14 protein-coding genes are annotated in these 19000 nt (G+C 69.7%); 7 read left to right on the top strand and 7 right to left on the bottom strand.

What is annotated here, in order from left to right:
• The first annotated feature begins 161 nt into the window (after window positions 1-161).
• A complete protein-coding gene (gene uvrA, locus AC1ECW_RS09565; RefSeq protein ID WP_481201714.1) occupies window positions 162-5927 on the top strand; it encodes an excinuclease ABC subunit UvrA in 5766 nt (1921 codons plus the stop codon).
• 40 nt (window positions 5928-5967) lie between these two features.
• Here uvrA and AC1ECW_RS09560 read toward each other — a convergent pair whose 3' ends face one another.
• From AC1ECW_RS09560 to AC1ECW_RS09550, 3 genes are read right to left on the bottom strand one after another with little or no spacing between them, the layout of a single operon-like run.
• On the bottom strand, window positions 5968-6753 hold the full coding sequence (locus tag AC1ECW_RS09560) for an SIR2 family NAD-dependent protein deacylase (protein WP_481201713.1): 786 nt from the start codon (window positions 6751-6753) through the stop codon (window positions 5968-5970).
• Complete coding sequence (locus AC1ECW_RS09555) at window positions 6750-7505, bottom strand: LytR/AlgR family response regulator transcription factor (protein ID WP_409708530.1); 756 nt, start codon at window positions 7503-7505, stop codon at window positions 6750-6752. Before AC1ECW_RS09555 ends, AC1ECW_RS09560 begins: the two co-directional genes overlap by 4 nt.
• 12 nt (window positions 7506-7517) lie before the next feature.
• Entirely contained in the window at window positions 7518-8609 is a 1092-nt protein-coding gene (locus AC1ECW_RS09550; protein WP_481201712.1) for a sensor histidine kinase, read from the bottom strand.
• A gap of 162 nt (window positions 8610-8771) precedes the next feature.
• Here AC1ECW_RS09550 and argH point away from each other — a divergent pair, with 162 nt between their 5' ends.
• Window positions 8772-10169, top strand: coding sequence for an argininosuccinate lyase (gene argH, locus AC1ECW_RS09545; protein WP_409708524.1), 1398 nt, complete (start codon window positions 8772-8774; stop codon window positions 10167-10169).
• Window positions 10170-10250: 81 nt separating this feature from the next.
• The gene (locus AC1ECW_RS09540) at window positions 10251-10736 is read left to right on the top strand and encodes a hemerythrin domain-containing protein (protein ID WP_409708521.1); all 486 of its coding nucleotides are present in this window, start codon (window positions 10251-10253) and stop codon (window positions 10734-10736) included.
• 7 nt (window positions 10737-10743) lie between these two features.
• On the opposite strand, the gene AC1ECW_RS09535 is transcribed toward AC1ECW_RS09540, so the two are convergent.
• On the bottom strand, window positions 10744-11382 hold the full coding sequence (locus AC1ECW_RS09535) for a cation efflux transmembrane domain-containing protein (RefSeq protein WP_481201711.1): 639 nt from the start codon (window positions 11380-11382) through the stop codon (window positions 10744-10746).
• An 82-nt stretch (window positions 11383-11464) separates the two neighbouring features.
• On the opposite strand from AC1ECW_RS09535, the gene cadR reads away from it, so the two are divergent.
• The 3 genes from cadR to AC1ECW_RS09520 are packed head-to-tail and all read left to right on the top strand — an operon-like array spanning window position 11465 to window position 12955.
• Window positions 11465-11944: a Cd(II)/Pb(II)-responsive transcriptional regulator gene (gene cadR / locus AC1ECW_RS09530; protein WP_481201710.1), complete on the top strand. Its 480-nt coding sequence runs from the start codon at window positions 11465-11467 to the stop codon at window positions 11942-11944.
• The gene (locus tag AC1ECW_RS09525; RefSeq protein WP_481201709.1) at window positions 11941-12738 is read left to right on the top strand and encodes a DUF2189 domain-containing protein; all 798 of its coding nucleotides are present in this window, start codon (window positions 11941-11943) and stop codon (window positions 12736-12738) included. Before cadR ends, AC1ECW_RS09525 begins: the two co-directional genes overlap by 4 nt.
• A gap of 10 nt (window positions 12739-12748) precedes the next feature.
• Window positions 12749-12955 carry a DUF2788 domain-containing protein gene (locus tag AC1ECW_RS09520; RefSeq protein ID WP_481201708.1) on the top strand — a complete coding sequence of 69 codons (207 nt, stop codon included), beginning with the start codon at window positions 12749-12751 and terminating at the stop codon, window positions 12953-12955.
• Between the two features lie 9 nt (window positions 12956-12964).
• Here AC1ECW_RS09520 and AC1ECW_RS09515 read toward each other — a convergent pair whose 3' ends face one another.
• Window positions 12965-13747 (bottom strand): protease inhibitor I42 family protein, encoded by a 783-nt coding sequence (locus AC1ECW_RS09515; protein WP_481201707.1) that lies wholly within the window; start codon window positions 13745-13747, stop codon window positions 12965-12967.
• 168 nt (window positions 13748-13915) lie between these two features.
• Between AC1ECW_RS09515 and AC1ECW_RS09510 the strand changes: the two genes are divergently transcribed.
• The gene (locus AC1ECW_RS09510; RefSeq protein ID WP_481201706.1) at window positions 13916-17134 is read left to right on the top strand and encodes a CHASE domain-containing protein; all 3219 of its coding nucleotides are present in this window, start codon (window positions 13916-13918) and stop codon (window positions 17132-17134) included.
• Here the strand turns inward: AC1ECW_RS09510 and AC1ECW_RS09505 are convergent, their stop codons facing one another.
• Both AC1ECW_RS09505 and AC1ECW_RS09500 read right to left on the bottom strand, forming a co-directional pair.
• Window positions 17135-18460 (bottom strand): TRAP transporter large permease, encoded by a 1326-nt coding sequence (locus AC1ECW_RS09505; protein ID WP_409707303.1) that lies wholly within the window; start codon window positions 18458-18460, stop codon window positions 17135-17137.
• Window positions 18457-18945: a TRAP transporter small permease gene (locus tag AC1ECW_RS09500; protein ID WP_409707300.1), complete on the bottom strand. Its 489-nt coding sequence runs from the start codon at window positions 18943-18945 to the stop codon at window positions 18457-18459. The genes AC1ECW_RS09505 and AC1ECW_RS09500 overlap by 4 nt, the downstream gene beginning before the upstream one ends.
• Window positions 18946-19000 lie beyond the last annotated feature (55 nt).

Genomic DNA, 19000 nt, shown 5'->3' with positions numbered 1-19000 from the left:
ATTGTGGAAAACCACAGGCCTTTCGGACTTTTTACACATGGTTGCGGCCTGCGTGCGCCATGCGCGCGCTCCTCGCGCCGGCCCCTGTCAGCAGTCTTGTCAAGGCGGCTGCCTAGAATGCTTGGCCACTGCCGTTCGACCCCTCCCGAAAGACGTCCTTCATGACTTCCGGTGTCATTCGCATCCGCGGCGCCCGCCAGCACAACCTCAAGAACCTGGACCTGGACCTGCGCACCGGCGAGCTGACGGTGGTGACCGGCCCCTCGGGCTCGGGCAAGTCCAGCCTGGTCTTCGACACCCTCTACGCCGAAGGTCAGCGCCGCTACGTCGAGACCTTCAGCGCCTACGCCCGCCAGTTCCTCGACCGCATGGACCGTCCGGCGGTCGATCACGTGGAAGGCGTGCCCCCGGCGATCGCCATCGACCAGACCAACCCGGTGCGCACCTCGCGCTCGACGGTGGGCACGATGACCGAGCTGAACGACCACCTCAAGCTCCTGTTTGCCCGCGCCGCGCAGCTCTACGACCGGCAGACCGCCCGGCCGGTGCGTGAAGACAACCCCGAGACCATCTACGCCGACCTGGCGCAACGCACGCAGGGCAGCGACCCGCGCCTGGTGGTGACGTTTCCTGTGGAGCTGCCCGCGAACACCTCGGCCGAGGAGATCGAGCAATGGCTGTCGGCCAGCGGCTACACGCGCGTGCAGGCCGAGCGCGAGGTGGTCACGCCCAGCGGGCCGCGCAAGGTGCTCGACGTGGTGGCCGACCGCTTCCGCCTGGCCGGCGCCGAGAAAGCCCGCGTGATCGAGGCACTGGAGGCAGGGCTCAAGCGCGGCAGCGGGCGTGTGAACGTGTATGTTTTGAAGGAAGAAGGCGAGCCCGACGTCTGGCGTTATTCCGCCGGCTTGCACAGCCCCGACAGCGACCTGCGCTACAACGCACCCTCGCCGGCGATGTTCTCGTTCAATTCGGCCTACGGCGCCTGCGAGGCCTGCCGCGGTTTCGGGCGCGTGATCGGGGTGGACTGGGGCCTGGTCATTCCCGACCACCGCAAGACCCTGCGCTCGGGCGCCATCAAGCCGCTGCAGACGCCGGCGTGGAAGGAGATCCAGGACGACCTGCTCAAGTACGCCGGCGAGGCTGGCATCCCGCGCGACACCGCCTGGAGCCAGCTCACCGAGGCCCAGCGCGCCTGGGTGCTGGACGGCTCGCCGCACTGGAACGGCAACTGGAACAAGCAGTGGTACGGCATCAAACGCTTCTTCGAATACCTCGAAAGCAAGGCCTACAAGATGCACATCCGCGTGCTCTTGTCGAAGTACCGCAGCTACACCCCCTGCGAGACCTGTGGTGGAGCGCGCCTGAAGCTCGAATCGCTGCTGTGGCGCCTGGGTGGCAAGGACGATGCCGACGCGGTGCTGGGCGATCGTTACACGCGCTTCCGGCCCGTGGGCGTGGCCTGGACGCAAGAGCAGCTCGACGCCTTGCCCGGCCTGTGCCTGCACGATCTGATGCTGCTGCCCATCGAGCGGCTGCGCATCTTCTTCGACCGCATCGCGCCGCCGGCCGCAGCCGGGGCGGACAAAGACCCGCTGCACCTGCTGTATGACGAGATCCGCACGCGGCTGAAATACCTCTGCGACGTGGGGCTGGGCTACCTCACGCTCGACCGGCAAAGTCGCACGCTCAGCGGCGGCGAGGTGCAGCGCATCAACCTCACCACCGCGCTGGGCACCTCGCTGGTGAACACGCTGTTCGTGCTGGACGAACCCAGCATCGGTCTGCACCCGCGCGACATGAACCGCATCAACGAGGCCATGCTGCGCCTGCGCGATGCCGGCAATACCCTGGTGGTGGTCGAGCACGACCCGGCCGTGATGTTGGCGGCCGACCGCGTCATCGACATGGGCCCAGGCCCCGGCGAGCGCGGCGGCCAGGTGGTGTTCGACGGCACACCCGAGGACCTGCGCCAGGCCGACACGCTCACCGGCGCCTACCTGGGCGCACGCAAGCGCATCGGCATCGGCATGCGCCGCCTCGTCAACCAGAGCACGCCCCGCCTGGTGCTGGAAGGCGCGCGCGAGCACAACCTGCGCGGCGTGACCGTCGAGTTCCCGCTGCAGCGCCTGGTGTGTGTCACCGGCGTGAGCGGTTCGGGCAAGTCCACGCTGATGCAAGACGTGCTCTACCCGGCGCTCGCCCGCCACTTCGGCAAGGCCACTGAAGCCCCCGGCGCGCACGACCGTCTGCTGGGCGCCGACTGGCTCACCGACGCGGTCTTCGTGGACCAATCGCCCATTGGCAAGACGGCCCGCTCCAACCCTGCCAGCTACGTGGGCGCCTTCGACGAGATCCGCACGCTCTTTGCTGCTGCGCCGCTGGCGCTGCAACGCGGCTACGGCGCCGGCACGTTCAGCTTCAACGCCGGCGACGGCCGCTGCCCCACCTGCGGCGGCTCGGGCTTCGAGCATGTGGAGATGCAGTTCCTCAGCGACGTGTACCTGCGCTGCCCCGACTGCGACGGCCGCCGCTACCGCGCCGAGATCCTGGAAGTGCACCTCGACCGGCAAGCCGCCGACGGCAGCTGGCGCACCCTGAGCGTGGCCGACGTGCTGGAGCTCACCGTCAGCGAAGCGGCCGAACTCTTCCGTAGCGACCGCGAGGTGCTGCGCGTGCTGCAGCCGCTGGTGGACGTGGGCCTGGAGTACGTCAAGCTCGGCCAGCCCGTGCCCACGCTGTCGGGCGGCGAGGCCCAGCGCTTGAAGCTCGCCGGCTTCCTGGCCGAGGCGGCCAAGAGCGCCACACCCAGCAAACAGTCGCTGGCGCGCAAGGGCACACTCTTCCTCTTCGACGAGCCCACCACCGGATTGCACTTCGATGACATCGCCAAGCTGATGCGCGCCTTCCGCAAGCTGCTGGACGCCGGGCATTCGCTCTTTGTGATCGAACACAACCTCGACGTGATCCGCTCGGCCGACTGGATCGTGGACCTCGGCCCCGAAGGTGGCGAGGCTGGCGGCGAGGTCGTGTGCACCGGCACGCCCGACGACGTGAAGGCGCATGCGCAGTCGCACACCGGCCGGGCGCTGCGCGAGTACGAAGCCGCGCTGGGCCTGGGCGATACGAAAGCGCAAGAGGGCGCCCCGCTGCAGACCCTGGTGCGTGCGCGCCGCGCCGCCGTGCAGGCCAACGGTGCGGACGCCATTCGTATCGTCAACGCCCGCGAGCACAACCTCAAGGCCATGAATGTGGACATCCCGCGCGGCAAGTTCAGCGTGGTCACCGGGGTGTCGGGCTCGGGCAAATCGACGCTGGCCTTCGACATCCTCTTCAACGAAGGCCAGCGCCGCTACCTCGAATCGCTCAACGCCTATGCGCGTTCCATCGTGCAGCCGGCGGGCCGCCCCGAGGTGGATGCCGTCTATGGCATCCCGCCCACCGTGGCCATCGAGCAGCGCCTGAGCCGCGGCGGGCGCAAGAGCACGGTGGCCACCACCACCGAGGTCTACCACTTCCTGCGCCTGCTGTATGTGAAACTCGGCGTGCAGCACTGCGTGCACGACGGCGCCGAGGTGCGCCCGCAAACGCCCGAATCCATCGCCGCCCAGCTGCTGCGCGACCACAAGGGCCAGCACGTGGGCCTGCTGGCCCCGCTGGTGGTGAACCGCAAGGGCCTCTACACCGACCTGGCCAAGTGGGCCAAGGCGCGCGGCCACACCCACCTGCGCGTGGACGGCGAATTCGTGCCCGTGGCCCCCTGGCCCAAGCTCGACCGCTTCAAGGAACACACCATCGAGCTGCCGGTGGGCGACCTCGTGATCCGCGCCGACAACGAAGCCGAACTGCGCGAGCTGCTGGGCCGCACGCTCGAGCTGGGCAAGGGCGTGATGCACCTGCTCGCCCCGCTCGACGGCCTGAAGGACGCGATGGCCGCAGGCCGTTCCACGGCCCGCATCGGCCAGGTGAAGGTGTTCTCCACCAAACGCGCCTGCCCGGTGTGCGGCACCAGCTACCCCGAGCTCGACCCGCGCATGTTCTCGTACAACTCCAAGCACGGCTGGTGCACCGACTGCGTGGGCACCGGCGTGCAGCTCACGCGCGAGCAGCGCCGTGCGCTGGACGACACGCGCCGCGACGATGACAAGGGCCGCGAGCAGACCTTCGCCGAGCCCGAGGTGGAAGACGTCTCCGACCAGCCCTGCGGCACCTGCGGCGGCGCGCGCCTGAACCCGGTGTCGCTGGCCATCCGCTTCCGGGGGGAGTCGATCGCACAGATTGCCGCCCGCCCGGTGGCCGAGGCCCGCCGCTGGGTCGAAGCCCTGGCCCTGGAAGGCCGCGAGGCCGCGATTGCGCGCGACCTGGTGAGCGAGATCCGCAGCCGGCTGGAGTTCCTGGAAGACGTGGGCCTGGGCTACCTCACGCTCGACCGCGCCGCGCCCACGCTGAGCGGCGGCGAAGCCCAGCGCATCCGCCTGGCTGCGCAGCTGGGCTCCAACCTGCAGGGCGTGTGCTACGTGCTGGATGAACCCACCATCGGCCTGCACCCGCGCGACAACCACATCCTGCTCGACGCCCTGCACAAGCTCGGCGAACAGGGCAACACCCTGGTGGTGGTGGAGCACGACGAAGACACCATCCGCCGCGCCGACCACATCATCGACATCGGCCCCGGCGCCGGCAAGCGCGGCGGCCGGCTCATCGCCGAAGGCACGGCCGAGCAACTGGCCGCGCATGCCGATTCCCTCACCGGCCGCTTCCTCTCGCGCCCGCTGGTGCACCCGCTGCAGCCGCGCCGCGCGGTGGACCGCCATGTGCCCAAGCTGTCCTTGCGCGGCGCTTCGCTGCACAACCTGCGCGGCATCGACGTGGAGGTGCCGCTGCACCGCCTCGTGGCCGTCACCGGCGTGTCGGGCTCGGGCAAGTCCACGCTCGCGCGCGACGTCCTGCTGGCCAACGTGCAGGCCGTGGTGAACAGCCGCGGCAAGGGCCTGCCCGCCTGGATCGGCTGCACTGGGCTGGACGGCTGGGAGCACGTGGACCGCGTGCTCGAAGTGGACCAGACGCCCATCGGCAAGACGCCGCGCTCGTGCCCCGCCACCTACGTGGGCTTCTGGGATGTGATCCGCAAGCTCTTTGCCGACACCCTGGAAGCCAAGGCCCGCGGCTACGGGCCTGCTCGGTTCTCCTTCAACACCGGCGACGGCCGCTGCCACGCCTGTGAAGGGCAGGGCATGCGCACCATCGAGATGAGCTTCCTGCCCGACGTGAAGGTGCCCTGCGACGTGTGCCACGGCGCGCGCTTCAACCCTGAAACCCTCGCTGTCACCTGGCGCGGCAAAAGCATCGGCGACGTGCTGGCCATGGAGGTGGACGAGGCGGTGGACTTCTTCGCCTCCATGCCCCACATCGCCCACCCGCTGCAGTTGCTGAAGGACGTGGGCCTGGGCTACCTCACCCTGGGCCAGCCTTCACCCACCCTGAGCGGCGGCGAAGCCCAGCGCATCAAGCTGGTGACTGAGCTGAGCAAGGTGCGCGACGACGTGACCCGCCGCGGCAGGACTTTTGACCCCCAGACGCCGATGGCGTCGCCCCCCGAGGGGGACCGCCCGCTTGGGGCGGCCCGGCGCGGGCTGCCCCCGCACACCCTCTACGTGCTGGACGAACCCACCGTGGGCCTGCACATGGCCGACGTGGAAAAGCTCATCCGCGTGCTGCACCGCCTGGTGGACGGCGGCCACAGCGTGGTGGTGATCGAGCACGACCTCGACGTCATCGCCGAAGCCGACTGGATCCTCGACCTGGGCCCCGAAGGCGGCGTGGGCGGCGGCCAGGTGGTGGTGGCCGGCACACCGGAAGACGTGGTGGCCGCCGGCAGCCACACGGGGCGGGCGCTGGCGCCGGTGTTGGCGCGAGCCACCACGCGTTGAGCGGCGACGAAGGCTGTACCGCGTGCGGCGCCGTGTGGCGTCAAAGACGCGACGTCGAGTTCACGAGTGCGTTCAACCCCACTGCCGCCGTCGTCCTCCACACCCGGCTCACCTGCCCACTCAGTGGCGTGGCCTGCGGGTTGATCTCCACCACCGGCACGCCACGCGCCAATGCCTGCGCCGGCAAGCCGGCGGCGGGGTGGACGAGGCCGGAGGTGCCCACCACCAGCAGCAGGTCGCAGGTGGCCACGGCGTCCAGGGCCGCCTGCCAGGGGCCTGGGGGCAGCGCTTCGCCGAACCACACCACGCCGGGGCGCAGGGGGGCGCCGCAGTGGCCGCAGGCCGGTGGGGGGATGCGCAGCTCGGGTTGCCACTCCGGGGCCTGTGGTGCCAAAGGCTCCCTCGGTGGGCGGCCGCAGGCAAAGCAGCGGGGGGCGAAGAGGCTGCCGTGCACGTGGATCACGTCGGGGCTGCCGGCGCGTTCGTGCAGGTCGTCCACGTTCTGGGTGACGATGCGCAGGCCGCTCCGGTGCCGGGCCCAGCGGGCCAGGGCCAGGTGGCCGGCGTTGGGTTGGGCTTGGCGCACGAGGTGGGCGCGCCATTGGTACCAGGCCCACACCAAGGCGGGGTCGCGCTCGAAGGCTTCGGCGGTGGCCAGGGTTTCGGGGTTGAAGCGGGCCCACAGGCTTTTGGGCGTGTCGCGGAAGGTGGGCACGCCGCTTTCGGCCGACATGCCCGCGCCGCTGAGCACGCAGGGGCGTTGGGCGGCCTGCCACCAGGCCAGCACGTCGGCGGGCACATCAGACGAAACGGCGGGGGCGTTCACAGCCCTTCGCTGCTGAGCGCCTCACGCACGGCAGCGACCTGGCGGCGCGAGACGGCCAGCCATTCGTCCAGGCCCTGCAGGCGCACGGCCCAGCCTTCCTTGCCGTTGTCGTCGTCTTCGCCGGGCACGCTGCGGCGCTCGAGCGCGCGCACGGCGCGGCGGGCCACCAGGGCGTTGCGGTGGATGCGCAGGAAGCGCTCGCCTAGGCGCTCTTCCAGCACGGCCAGTGAGTCGTCGAGCACGTAGGTGTGCTCGGCGGTGCGCAGGGTCACGTACTTGAGTTCGGCCTTCAGGTAGAGCACCTCGTGCACGGGCACGCGGGTCACGCGGCCGCGGTCGTTCACCACGAGCACAGGACCGTCCTCGGTGCTCTGGGCCCGGGCCTTGATCCGATCGGATGCGCGTTCGAGCGCGGCTTGCAGGCGCTCGCGGCGCACGGGCTTGGTGAGGTAGTCCACCGCATTGAGCTCGAAGGCGGTGACCGCATGCTCGGGGTGGGCGGTGACGAAGACGATCGCCGGGGCATCGGGGCGGCCTTGCCACTGCGCCGCCCATTGCGTGCCGGTCAGTCCGGGCATCTGCACGTCCAGCAGCACGAGGTCGCAGCCCTGAGCGGACAGCCAAGCCTGGGCCTGTCGGGCATCGGCGGCTTCGCCGACCACCCGGTTGGGCGGCATGCCGGGCTCTTGCAGCAGGCTGCGCAGCCTCACGCGGGCCAGTTCCTCATCATCGACGATGAACACCTTGAGCATGCTCGGTCTTCCTCAGCTCTTCAGCGGCACGGCAATGTGCACGCGCCAGGTGCCATTTTCCGGGCCGGCGGCGAATTGCGCGCTGACGTCGTGCATCAGCCGCAGGCGCTCTTTCACGTTGCGCAGGGCCATGCCATGGCCGGCCGTGCCCGGCGTTGCGGCCGGCGGCAACGAGTTCGTCACGGTCAGCACGGCCAACGAGCCGCGCACCCGGGTGCGGATGCGCACGTAGCCGCCCTCGGGGGAGGGTTCCACGCCATGCCGCACGGCGTTCTCCACCAGGGGCTGCAGCACCAGCGGGGGCACGCGCACCTCGCCGGCGGCGGGGTCCAGATCCCATTGCACCTGCAGTCGCTCGCCGAAGCGGATCTGCTCGATGGCGAGATACCGCCGGGCGAGGTCCACCTCCTCGGACAGGGTGACGGCGCGGCCTGACTCGATCAGGGCCACGCGAAAGAGTTCGGACAGGTCTTCGAGCACGGCCTCGGCGCGTGCCGGATCCACCCGCACCAGCGTGATGGCGGTGTTGAGCGTGTTGAACAGGAAGTGCGGCCGGATGCGTGACTGCAGCTCGGTCAGGCGGGCGCGTGTGACGGCCGGGAGCTGGCTGCGCGAGCGCAGCTTCAGGGCATAGAACATCATGGCCGACAGGCTCGCCCCGGCCAGCATCGGGGCCAGGCCGTGCACGATCTCGGTCAGCGGCAGCCCCACCAGGCCCACCTGCCACCAGCCGTAGCCGGCGCAGGCGGCGCCCAGGCCCACGGCCACCAGCCACTGCATCGGGCCGGAGGCGCGGGCCAGCACACGCTTGAGCACACAGCACAGCACCAGCCACAGCAGAGTGGCCGGCAGGGCCACGGCGGCGCCATAGGCCAGCGCGAGCAGCCAGTCCTGCCAGCCGCGGGCCAGAAAGCTCACGGCCACGCCCACCACCGCATGCACGAACAGCACCGCACGCAGCACCACGCCGACCTGACAGGCGTCGAAGGGTGACAGGGCCGCCTGCGCGGCGGTGCCCCCCGGTTGTAGTTGGTCAAAGATCGTGGTGCCGAACGGGCGGGTCGACGGGTTCGGACGCGACGGCGATGGGCCGGGGCTGGACAAGGCGGCAGTCTCCACGGGCCCGGACAGCCGAGCCCCTAAAATCGAGAGGTTCCAAGGCGGCCCCGACCGGCGGCCGCCGCTGCCGATTCTCCCGGACGCCTGCCTGCCCCGGCAAGCCGCAGGGCGAGCGTCCATCCAGCCGGCCTGCGCCGTTCATCCGACATGTCCGCCAACCAACTCGACAAGAAATCCGAAGCCTGGTCTGCGCTCTTTTCCGAACCGATGAGCGAGCTGGTCAAGCGCTACACCGCCAGCGTGTTCTTCGACCAGCGCCTGTGGCGCGCTGACATCCGGGGCTCGCTGGCGCATGCCGAGATGCTGGCCGCGCAGGGCGTGATCTCGGCCGACGATCACGCCGCCATCCAGCGCGGCATGGCCATCATCACGCAGGAGATCGAATCGGGCGCCTTCGAGTGGAAGCTCGACCTGGAGGATGTGCACCTGAACATCGAGGCCCGCCTGACGCAGTTGATCGGCGACGCCGGCAAGCGTCTGCACACCGGCCGCAGCCGCAACGACCAAGTGGCCACCGACGTGCGGCTGTGGCTGCGCGACGAGATCGACCTGATCGACGGCCTGCTCACCGACCTGCAGAAGGCCCTGGTGGATATCGCCGACAAGAACGCCGAGGTGATCCTGCCCGGTTTCACCCACTTGCAGGTGGCCCAGCCGGTGAGCTTCGGCCACCACATGCTGGCCTATGTGGAGATGTTCGCGCGCGATGCCGAACGTTTTGCCGAGGTGCGCCGGCGTGTGAACCGCCTGCCCCTGGGCGCGGCCGCCCTGGCCGGCACCAGCTACCCGCTGGACCGCGAGCGCGTGGCGCGCACGCTGGGCATGGACGGCGTGTGCCAGAACTCGCTCGACGCGGTGAGCGACCGCGACTTTGCGATCGAGTTCACGGCCGCCGCCTCGCTCGCCATGGTGCATGTGTCGCGCCTGTCGGAAGAGCTCATCCTGTGGATGAGCCAGAGCTTCGGTTTCATCGACATTGCCGACCGTTTCTGCACCGGCTCGTCGATCATGCCGCAGAAGAAGAACCCCGACGTGCCCGAGCTGGCGCGCGGCAAAACCGGCCGCGTGGTGGGCCACCTGATGGGCCTGATCACGCTGATGAAGGGCCAGCCGCTGGCCTACAACAAGGACAACCAGGAAGACAAGGAGCCGCTGTTCGACACGGTGGACACCTTGAAGGACACGCTGCGCATCTTTGCCGAGATGGTGGGCGGCATCACCGTGAAGCCCGAGGCGATGGAGCGCGCGGCGCTGAAGGGCTATGCCACCGCCACCGACCTGGCCGACTACCTGGTGAAAAAGGGCCTGCCTTTCCGCGACGCCCACGAGGTGGTGGCGCACGCGGTGAAGACGGCCATCGGCCAGGGCGTGGACCTGTCGGCGCTGCCGCTGGCCACGCTGCAAAGCTTCTCGCCGCTGGTGGGCGAGGACGTGTACGAAGTGCTCTCGCTGCGCGGCTCGCTCAATGCCCGCAACATCCTGGGCGGCACCGCGCCGGCCCAGGTGCGCGCCCAGGTGGCGCGCCATCGGGCACGGCTGGCTTGATGCCCTGGACTTGACCTGGGGCAAGGCCCGGCGTGCAAGAGGCCGGTAGGCTGGCGGCCTGTTCCCGAAAGGCCGCTGCCCATGTCCCAACCCCTGCAATGGTCCGATGCCCTGGCCCTCGGCGATGAGGCGATGGACCGCACCCATCGAGAATTCGTCGAGCACCTGCAGGCGTTGCACTCCGCCACCGACGAGGCCCTGCGGCCGGCGCTGCGCATGCTCATCGAGCACACCGAGGCCCACTTCGGGCAGGAGGACGCCTGGATGGCCGCCACCGGCTTTGCGCCGGACAACTGCCACCAGCGCCAGCACACGATGGTGCTGGAGCTGATGCGCCAGGTGGAGCGGCAGGCCGCGCAGGACCTGTCGCTGGTGCGCCGGCTGGCCGACGAGCTGGCGCTGTGGTTCCCGCAGCATGCGCAGATGATGGACGCGGCATTGGCCTGGCATTGCGAGCAGGTGGGCTTCGACACGGCCACCGGCACGCTGCGGCCGGGGGCTGCAGCGCAGCCCCTGCCCGATGTGCCCATCTCCCACTGCGGCAGCGCCGGCTGCGCCACACGCTGAAGCAGGCTCAGGCGGTTGGGGCGTGGTCCTTCAGCTCTTGCCGTGCTTGGGCGATCACGCGCCAGGCCGCGCTCACGCCCAGGGTGGCCATCGTCGTGGCGACGATGAGGTCGGGCCAGGCCGTGCCGGTGCCGAAGACGCCCAGGGCGGCCAGCACCACCAGGGCGTTGCCGATGGCGTCGTTGCGCGAGCACAACCACACCGACCGGGCGTTGGCATCGCCACTGCGGTAGCGGTAGAGCAATGCGGCCACCATGACGTTGGCCACCAGGGCCAGCACGCCAACCAGGCCCATCGTGGCCGGCTGCGGGGCCGACCCCACCCAGGCGAGCCGACCGGCGTAGGCCAGCACGCCCAGGCCATACAAGCCCATCATCCAGCCTTTGAGCCAGGCCACGCGCGAGGCCCACACGGCCGCCAGGCCCAGCACGGCCAGCGACAGGCCGTAATTGATGGCATCGCCCGCGAAATCGACGGCATCGGCCAGCAAGGCCGCCGATTCGGCCTGCCAGCCCGCCCAGAGCTCCACCCCGAACATCGCGGCGTTCACGAGCAGGGCGATCCACAGCCTGCGGCGCCAGCGCGGGTCGTGGGCGAGCCGGTGGGCGGTGGTTGGGCAGGCATGGGCGTGGCAATGAGCGGACATGGTCGATTTCCTCGGGGGTGGAGTCAGGCCGGTACTTCGGCGTACAGTCATTGCAAACCCTGAAGCCACTCCAGAGTCAAGCATGAAGATTGGCGAACTGGCCGAGCGGGCCCACACTCCTGTGGAGACGGTGCGCTACTACGAAAAGGCGGGGCTGATGCCGGCCCCGGCGCGCACCGAGGGCAATTACCGGCGCTACGACGAGGGCCATGTGGCGCGGCTGCGCTTCATCCGCCATTGCCGCGCGCTGGACCTCTCGCTCGACGAGATCCGCGCGCTGCTGCGCGTGCGCGACGACCCGCAGGCCGACTGCACGGCGGCCGATGAGCTGGTGCGTCAGCACCTGACGCATGTGCAGCAGCGCATCGACGAGCTGGTGCAATTGCGCGACCAGCTCCAGGCGCTGGAGCGCCTGTGCGGCCGGGCCCGGCCCAGCGCCGAATGCCGCATCCTGGCCGAGCTGGCCCAGGAGCCCGAGGGCGGGTGCCCGCCTGAGGGGGCGACAGCTGCCGCCTGCCTGGGTGACACTCACGGCCGCCGCACCCCCGGACACGGACCATGACCCCGGCACCTTCCGCGACTGCCGCCGCGCTGCCCCCGGTGCGGTCTCTCGAACCCACCCGGCCGCTGCGCTGGCTGGTGGCCGGGCACCAGGATCTGGCGCGGGCCCCGGGCCTGAGCCTCATCCATGGCCTGGTGGTGATGCTGGGGGCCGTGGCGATTGCGCTGCTGGGCTGGCGTCACTTCGGGGTGCTGGCCGGCGGTTACAGCGGCTTCCTGCTGGTGGCCCCGCTGCTGGCCACGGGGCTGTACCAGATCAGCCGACGCCTGGCGCAGGGGGTCGAACCGACCTGGGCCGACGTGGTGCAGGCCTGGCGGCTCAGCGGGGCACTGCTGCGCTTTGCGCTGCTGTTGGCGCTCATCGGCACGCTGTGGGTGGGCTTCTCGGCCATGGTGGTGCTGGCGATGGCCGGCGAACCCTGGGCCGGCCTGCAGGGCTTCTTCAGCCCGCGTGTGTTGCGCTCGGCCGATTTCGTGCAGCGTGGCCATCTCTTCCTGCTGTGGCTGCTGGCCGGTGGCCTGCTGGCGGCCTGGGTGTTCGCGATCTCGGTGGTGGCCATTCCGATGCTGCTGGAGCGGCGCGTGCCGCTGTCTCTGGCGGTGCTGACCAGTGTGCGGGCGGTGGGCCACAACCCGGTGACGATGCTGGTGTGGGCCGCTCTGATCTTTGCCTGCACGGCGCTGGGCCTGCTCACGCTGGTGGGGCTGGTGTGGTGCGTGCCCTTGCTGGGGCATGCGAGCTGGCATGCCTACACCGAGCTGGTGGATGCCTCGGCCTGGCCCGAGCGGCGCTGAGGTGGGCGGCATGACCGAGGAGCAGTTCTCGCACTACGGCGTCACGATCGGCCTGGCGGCCTTCATCGCCTTCATGCTCTTCATCATCTGGGACCTGGCGCGCAAGTCCCAGGCGGGTCGCTTCGGCACCTTCGTGCTCTTTTTCGTGCTGGCCTTCGGCATGCTCGGCTTCATCGCCAAGAGCCTGCTGCAATGGCTGCTGGACGTCGGGCCTTGAGCATCCCTCTCACCGCACCCGCACGGTGAAGGTGACCGACGGCGTCTGCGCCGTGGACGGATCCCAGCTTCGCCGGTACTCCAGGCGCAGGATCTGCTGGCCGGGCACCGGGGCGCGGAAGCGGAAGACTTCCAGGCCCGGGGCCGCCACACGCGCCGCGCTGGCCGCATCGCTCACGTAGGCGGGGTTGGCCACCGGCTCGAGCACCGCGTTGGGGTCGGGCACCATGCGCCAGCCGTAGCCCATGGCCCGGTGGGCCGGCAACAACAGCACGAGCTGGCCGCCCACGGCCAGATCGGTGAGGCTGCGGCCGTCACTGAGGGTGAGCACCGGCACGCCGGCGGGCACGTCGTCGGGCACGCGCACCAGGCTGCGAGGCAGGTGGGCCGGTAGTTCGTTGCGGGCCCGATCCAGCGCGCGCAGCACCAGTTCGCCCACCTGAGCGAAATGCCGCTCGCGCTCGGGCACGCCCGGGTCCAGCGTGAGCAGGGCGAGATCGGGCTGGCCGCTGGCTTGCAGCGACCAGCGGCCGGTGCGCTCGAAACGGCGGTCGCCGTCGCGGGTGCCAAGGTAGGTCTCGACCAGGGCATAGCCCACGGGCGTGGAGCCCTGGCGATACAGCGCGAGATCGGTGCGCACGCCGGCGCAGTCGGCACAGGGCAGGGTGCCGACGTAACGGGCTGCGGGCACCTGGCCGCGCAGGTCGACCGGCGCGGCCGGGTCGGGCGACGAGGCACAGGCCGCCAGCACGGCGGCCAGGCCCAGCAGGAAGAAAAGCGGCAGTCGGGACATCCGGGCATCCTTTCGGCCCACACGGTAGCGCGAGGCTGTCGCCGGGGCAAGACCGCCGCTTCGCTTTGCACGGCCGCGGTGCGGGGTGGTACGCTGCGCACCTATCCCTGTCCCTGGTGGAGTGGCGGTCGATCCCGGGGCGGGCCTGCCATTGCTCCCGACACCCCGATGCATTCTGGCTTCGTCCGCACGGTGCTGCTCCCGCTGATCGTCACGGCTGCCGGCTATGCCGCGCTCAGTGCGGCCGCCTTATCGCTGGCCTTGCCACAGGGATTTGCCTCGCCTTGGTTTCCCGCGGCGGGCTGGGCGCTGGCCTGCACCATGGTGTGGGGTCATCGTGCCTGGCTCACCGTGGTGCTGACCAGCGCCGTGCTCACCCATATGATGCACGGCACGGTCGCGCAGCCTCTGGCCCAAGGCTGGGTCGTGCCCGCGATCGTGGGCTTAGGGGCCGGCTTGCAGGCCTGGCTTGGGGCCAGCTTGGTGCGCCGCCGGCTCGGCCAAGCGCCGGCGCTGGAGGCGCCCGGTGACATCCTGCGCTTCATGCTGCTGGCTGGGCCGGTGGCTTGTGTGGTCAGTGCCAGTGCCGGGACCCTGGCCCTGGGATGGCCCCAGACGCTGCCCAGCGCGGACCTCGCCCTGAGCTGGTGGACCTGGTGGTGCGGCGACACCCTGGGGGTGCTGGTGGCCGCGCCGGTGGTGCTCAGCTTCATTGCGCAGCCGCAAGAGGCTTGGCGGCCTCGGCGTTTGACGGTGGCCTTGCCGCTGGCGGCCGTCATGCTCGTGATGGCGCTGGCCATCCACGAGGTGGGCGAGCGCGAGCGCCAGCGCCGCGACGACGCCGCAATGCGCGACGCCGTCGTGGCGGCCGACCGGGTGCAACGTGAGTTTCAACGCTACCTCGACGTTCTGGACGCGATGCACGGCGTGTTCGTCGCTTCCGAAGATGTGACGCGAGCCGAATTTCGGCTGGCGGCCGAACCGTGGCTGAGCCGTTTGGAGGGGGTGCAAGCCTTGGGCTGGCATCGCCGCGTGCGGATGCAGGACCTGCCGGCCTTCGAGGCGCAAGTCCAGGCCGAGGGCTTGAGCGGCTTTCAGGTGTTCAATCGCCGCGGCGGCCTGCCGCCGCCGGCCGACGAGGCGATGGTGATGCACTATATCGAGCCCATGGCGGGCAATGCCACTGCGCTCGGGGTCAATGTGTTGACCATCCCGGCGGCTGCAGCGGCCATCGAACGCGCACGCCGCGAGGACCGAACCGTGGTCTCCGCGGGATTCCGTCTCACCCAGGAGACGCACGATCAAGTCGGTGTGGTGCTGTACCGGCCGATCTATGAGGGCCAACCACGTTCGGCCGAGGAGCGGTTGCGGGCCACGCGGGGCCTGGTTTTCCTCACTTTGCGCATGGACGATGCCTTGCGCGCCATTGCTGGCGCCTTGGCCGAGCATCTGAGCTTGTGCATGGTGGATCGGGGGCCGCTCCCGCCCTCAGGAGCGGCCTTTGCGCAGCAGCGCCTGGCCGGTTTGCCGGGGTGCGAGTCGGCGGCAGACGACGCGGTCGAGGCGCGCCTCGTCGATGTTCCATTCGGGCTGGCCGGGCGCGAGTGGATGCTGCGTGTGCGAGTCGACGAAAGCCACCTGCCGGGGGCGGCACCCTGGAACCTCTGGGCGTTTGCCATGGCCATGCTGCTGGCGGCCACGATGCTCAGCGTGTTGTTGCTCACCCTCACGGGCCGCACCCGTCGCTTCGAGGCCGCGGTGCGTGAGCGCACCGCCCAACTGCAACGCGAGATCGCCGAGCGCAGCTCCGCCGAGGTGGCCCTGCGCGAGAGCGAACAGCGCCTGCGCAACATTTTCAACACGGTGCCGGCGGGCATCGTCTACACCGACCTGCAAGGCCGCATCATCCAGGCCAACCCGGGCTTTTGCCAGATCACCGGCTACAGCGCCGAGGAGCTGAGCATGATGTCCACCGCGGATTTGACCGACCCCCAGGACCGCGGGACCGACACGCAGTTGCTGCTGCGCATGGCCAGCGGCGAGTTGCCGTTTTACCGCCGCACCAAGCGCTATATCACACGCGATGGCCAGGTGCGCTGGGTGCGCGTGCAGGTGCGGCCATTGTTCGATGCGCAAGGCCGCCCCTATCGCACCGTTGGCGTGGTCGAAGACATCAGCGAGCGGCTGCGCCTGGAAGAGGCCGAGCGGGCGCGCGAGCTGGCCGAGGCGGCCAACCGTGCCAAGAGCGACTTCCTCTCGCGCATGAGCCATGAACTGCGTACCCCGCTCAATGCCATGCTGGGCTTTGCTCAATTATTGGGCATGGACGCCGCACCGGCTTGGTCTGGCCCGCAGCGCGAGTGGCTGGCGCAGATCCAGAAGGCGGGTTGGCATTTGCTGGAGATGATCAACGATGTGCTCGATCTTTCGCGTATCGACCTGGGCACGGTCAAGTTGCACACCGAAGCCTTGCCGCTGCGCAAGCTCTTGAAGGAATCGGTCGCGTTGGTGCAAGCCGAGGCCTTGCAGCGCGGCGTGCGCGTGGAGTTCGATGAAGAGGCGGTCCGGGGCTTGGCCGTGATGGGCGATGCCACGCGGGTCAAGCAGATTCTCACCAACCTGCTCAGCAATGCGGTGAAATACAACCGCGAGGGCGGCCGGGTGTGGATCGAAGTGGCCGAACGGCCCCGTCCCGCGCATCCCGCAGGTGCGGTGGTGGACATCCACATTTGCGATACCGGCATGGGCCTGAGCGAGGAGCAACTGGCCCATTTGTTCGAGCCGTTCAACCGCTTGGGCCGCGAGCGCTCGGGCGCGCCGGGCACTGGCATCGGCCTGGTGATCAGTCGTCGGCTGGCCGAAGGCATGGGCGGGCAGTTGCGGGCGCAATCGGTCGAAGGCCAGGGCTCCACGTTCACGTTGGAGCTGCCCAGCGCGGCGGCCGCCCCGGCCGGTGTGTCCGGTTTTGGCGAGCTGGGACCCACCGCGCCTTCCTACGGGCAGCGCCGCGTCCATTACATCGAGGACAACGAAATCAATGCCGAGGTCATGCGCGGCGTTCTGTCCCAACGGCCGCAGATCCAGCTGAGCGTCTTTGCCACTGGCGCCGAGGGGCTGGCCGCGATCCGTTCGCACGCGCCTGATCTGGTGTTGCTCGATCTGCACCTGCCCGACATGCACGGCCTGGAGGTGCTGCAACACCTGCGCAGCGACCCGCGCACGGCCCAGGTGCCGGTGGTGGTGGTCTCGGCCGATGCCCTGCAGGACCAGATCGAAGGGGTGCTGCGCGCCGGGGCGCAGCGCTACCTCACCAAGCCGGTGGACGTGCGCGAGGTGCTCAGCCTGGTCGATGAGCTGCTGGGCGCGCGCGAGGCGCGCCCGGCCTGATCAGCCGAACAGCCAGCGCACCGCGCCCAGCGTGATGGCCGGGAAGAACAGCAGCAGGGCCACGCGGACGAAGTCGCTGGCCAGGAAGGGCAGCACGCCGCGGTAGGTCTCACTCATCGGCACGTCCTTGCACACGCTGTTGACCACGTAGACGTTCAGGCCCACGGGCGGCGTGATCAGGCCGATCTGCACGATCATCAGCACCAGGATGCCGAACCAGATGGCCTTTTCCTGCGGGTCCAGGCCGAAGAGCTCCAGCCCCATGATGGCCGGGAAGACCACGGGGATAGTCAGCAGCAGCATCGACAGCTCGTCCATCACGCAGCACAGCACCACGTAGAAGGCCAACAGCGTGGCCACGATGGCCAGCGGCGGCACATCCAGGTGCGAGACCCAGTCGGCCAGGTTGGCCGGCAGTTGCGTGAGGGCCAGGGCCGAGTTCATCATGTCGGCGCCGAGGAAGATCATGAAGACCATTGCCGAGGTCTCGGCCGTGCCCAGGAAGGAGCGCTTGATGCCTTCGAGCCCGAGCTCGCGCGAGGCCAGGCCGGCGATGAAGGTGCCGATGGCGCCCACGGCTGCACCCTCGGTGGGCGTGAAGATGCCGGCGTAGATGCCGCCGAAGACGACGATGAAGATCGTCGCGATGGGCCACACGGCCACCAGGGCCTTCCAGCGCTGGGCCCAGGGCGTGGGCTCGGAGGCCGTGGCCAGGTCGGGGCGCACGCGGCAATACAGGGCGATCACCACCAGATAGCCCACCACCGCGATCAGGCCTGGCACAAAGGCCGCCGCGAAGAGCTTGGCGATGTTCTGCTCGGTGAGGATGGCATACACCACCAGCGGCACCGAGGGCGGGATCAGGATGCCCAGCGAGCCCCCGGTGGCCAGCACGCCGGTGGACAGCCGGCCCGAGTAGCCATGCGACTTCATCTCCGGGTAGGCCACCTGGCCGATCGTGGCCGTGGTGGCCACCGAAGAGCCGCACACCGCGCCGAAGCCGGCCGCGGCCATGATGGCGGCCATGCCCAGGCCGCCGCGGATGTGGCCGATGAAGGCCGCGGCGGCCTTGAACAGCGCTCGCGACAGGCCGCCCTGGGTGGCGAACTGGCCCATCAGCAGGAACAGCGGGATCACCGAGAGGTCGTAGACCGTCAGGCGTGCCACCGCCGAGCCCTTGAGCAGGTTCAGCAAGGCCAGCTCGTTGGTCATGGCCCAGTAGCCCACGGCTCCGGGAATGAACATCGCTGCGGCGATCGGGATGCGCAGGGCCATGAGGCCCAGCATCGCCGCGAACATCACGAGGCCGATCATCGTGGGGCTCATGCCGTGGCCTCCGATTCACGACCGAGGACATGCATGACGGCCTGGTACAGCGCGATCAGCGCGGTCAGCGCAAAGCCGGGCGCCAGCACGGCGTAGACGATCCACATCGGCAATCCCATGATCATCGAGGTCTCGCCCGCTTCCTTCACCGCGACGGCGCCCTCGCCGGTGCGCCAGGCCAGCAGGATCACCATGGCGGCCAGCAGGACCGCGCCGATGCCGTCCAGGATCTGGCGGCCGCGTTCCGGGGCCTTGAGCGTGAAGAAGTCGACGATGATGTTGCCGCCGTGCAGTTGGCACCAGGGCAGGCACAGCGAGATGGCCAGGGCGATGCCGAACTGGGTGAGTTCCACGTCGCCCTGGATGGGGGTGGACCACAGCGTGCGGCTGATGATGCTGGCGACCGTCATGCAGCCCACCAGGGCTGCAGCCAGGCCGCCGATCAGGGCAAAGACCATCGCGGTCCAGCGTAGCAGGTGATACATGCGGGGGGCTCCAAAAAAGGGCGGGCGCGCCGCTTGGCGCGTCCGCCCCGGTGCG

The organism is Caldimonas hydrothermalis, from assembly GCF_056746695.1.
This window is presented reverse-complemented; position numbering and strand designations above follow the sequence as displayed.

Bases quoted from the DNA above. Each gene is read 5' to 3' on its own strand.
- cadR (WP_481201710.1), top strand. From the start codon at position 11,465: ATGAAGATTGGCGAACTGGCCGAGCGGGCCCACACTCCTGTGGAGACG.
- AC1ECW_RS09555 (WP_409708530.1), bottom strand. From the start codon at position 7,505: ATGCTCAAGGTGTTCATCGTCGATGATGAGGAACTGGCCCGCGTGAGG.
- AC1ECW_RS09525 (WP_481201709.1), top strand. From the start codon at position 11,941: ATGACCCCGGCACCTTCCGCGACTGCCGCCGCGCTGCCCCCGGTGCGG.
- uvrA (WP_481201714.1), top strand. From the start codon at position 162: ATGACTTCCGGTGTCATTCGCATCCGCGGCGCCCGCCAGCACAACCTC.
- argH (WP_409708524.1), top strand. From the start codon at position 8,772: ATGTCCGCCAACCAACTCGACAAGAAATCCGAAGCCTGGTCTGCGCTC.
- AC1ECW_RS09540 (WP_409708521.1), top strand. From the start codon at position 10,251: ATGTCCCAACCCCTGCAATGGTCCGATGCCCTGGCCCTCGGCGATGAG.
- AC1ECW_RS09500 (WP_409707300.1), bottom strand. From the start codon at position 18,945: ATGTATCACCTGCTACGCTGGACCGCGATGGTCTTTGCCCTGATCGGC.
- AC1ECW_RS09505 (WP_409707303.1), bottom strand. From the start codon at position 18,460: ATGAGCCCCACGATGATCGGCCTCGTGATGTTCGCGGCGATGCTGGGC.
- AC1ECW_RS09510 (WP_481201706.1), top strand. From the start codon at position 13,916: ATGCATTCTGGCTTCGTCCGCACGGTGCTGCTCCCGCTGATCGTCACG.
- AC1ECW_RS09520 (WP_481201708.1), top strand. From the start codon at position 12,749: ATGACCGAGGAGCAGTTCTCGCACTACGGCGTCACGATCGGCCTGGCG.
- AC1ECW_RS09535 (WP_481201711.1), bottom strand. From the start codon at position 11,382: ATGTCCGCTCATTGCCACGCCCATGCCTGCCCAACCACCGCCCACCGG.
- AC1ECW_RS09515 (WP_481201707.1), bottom strand. From the start codon at position 13,747: ATGTCCCGACTGCCGCTTTTCTTCCTGCTGGGCCTGGCCGCCGTGCTG.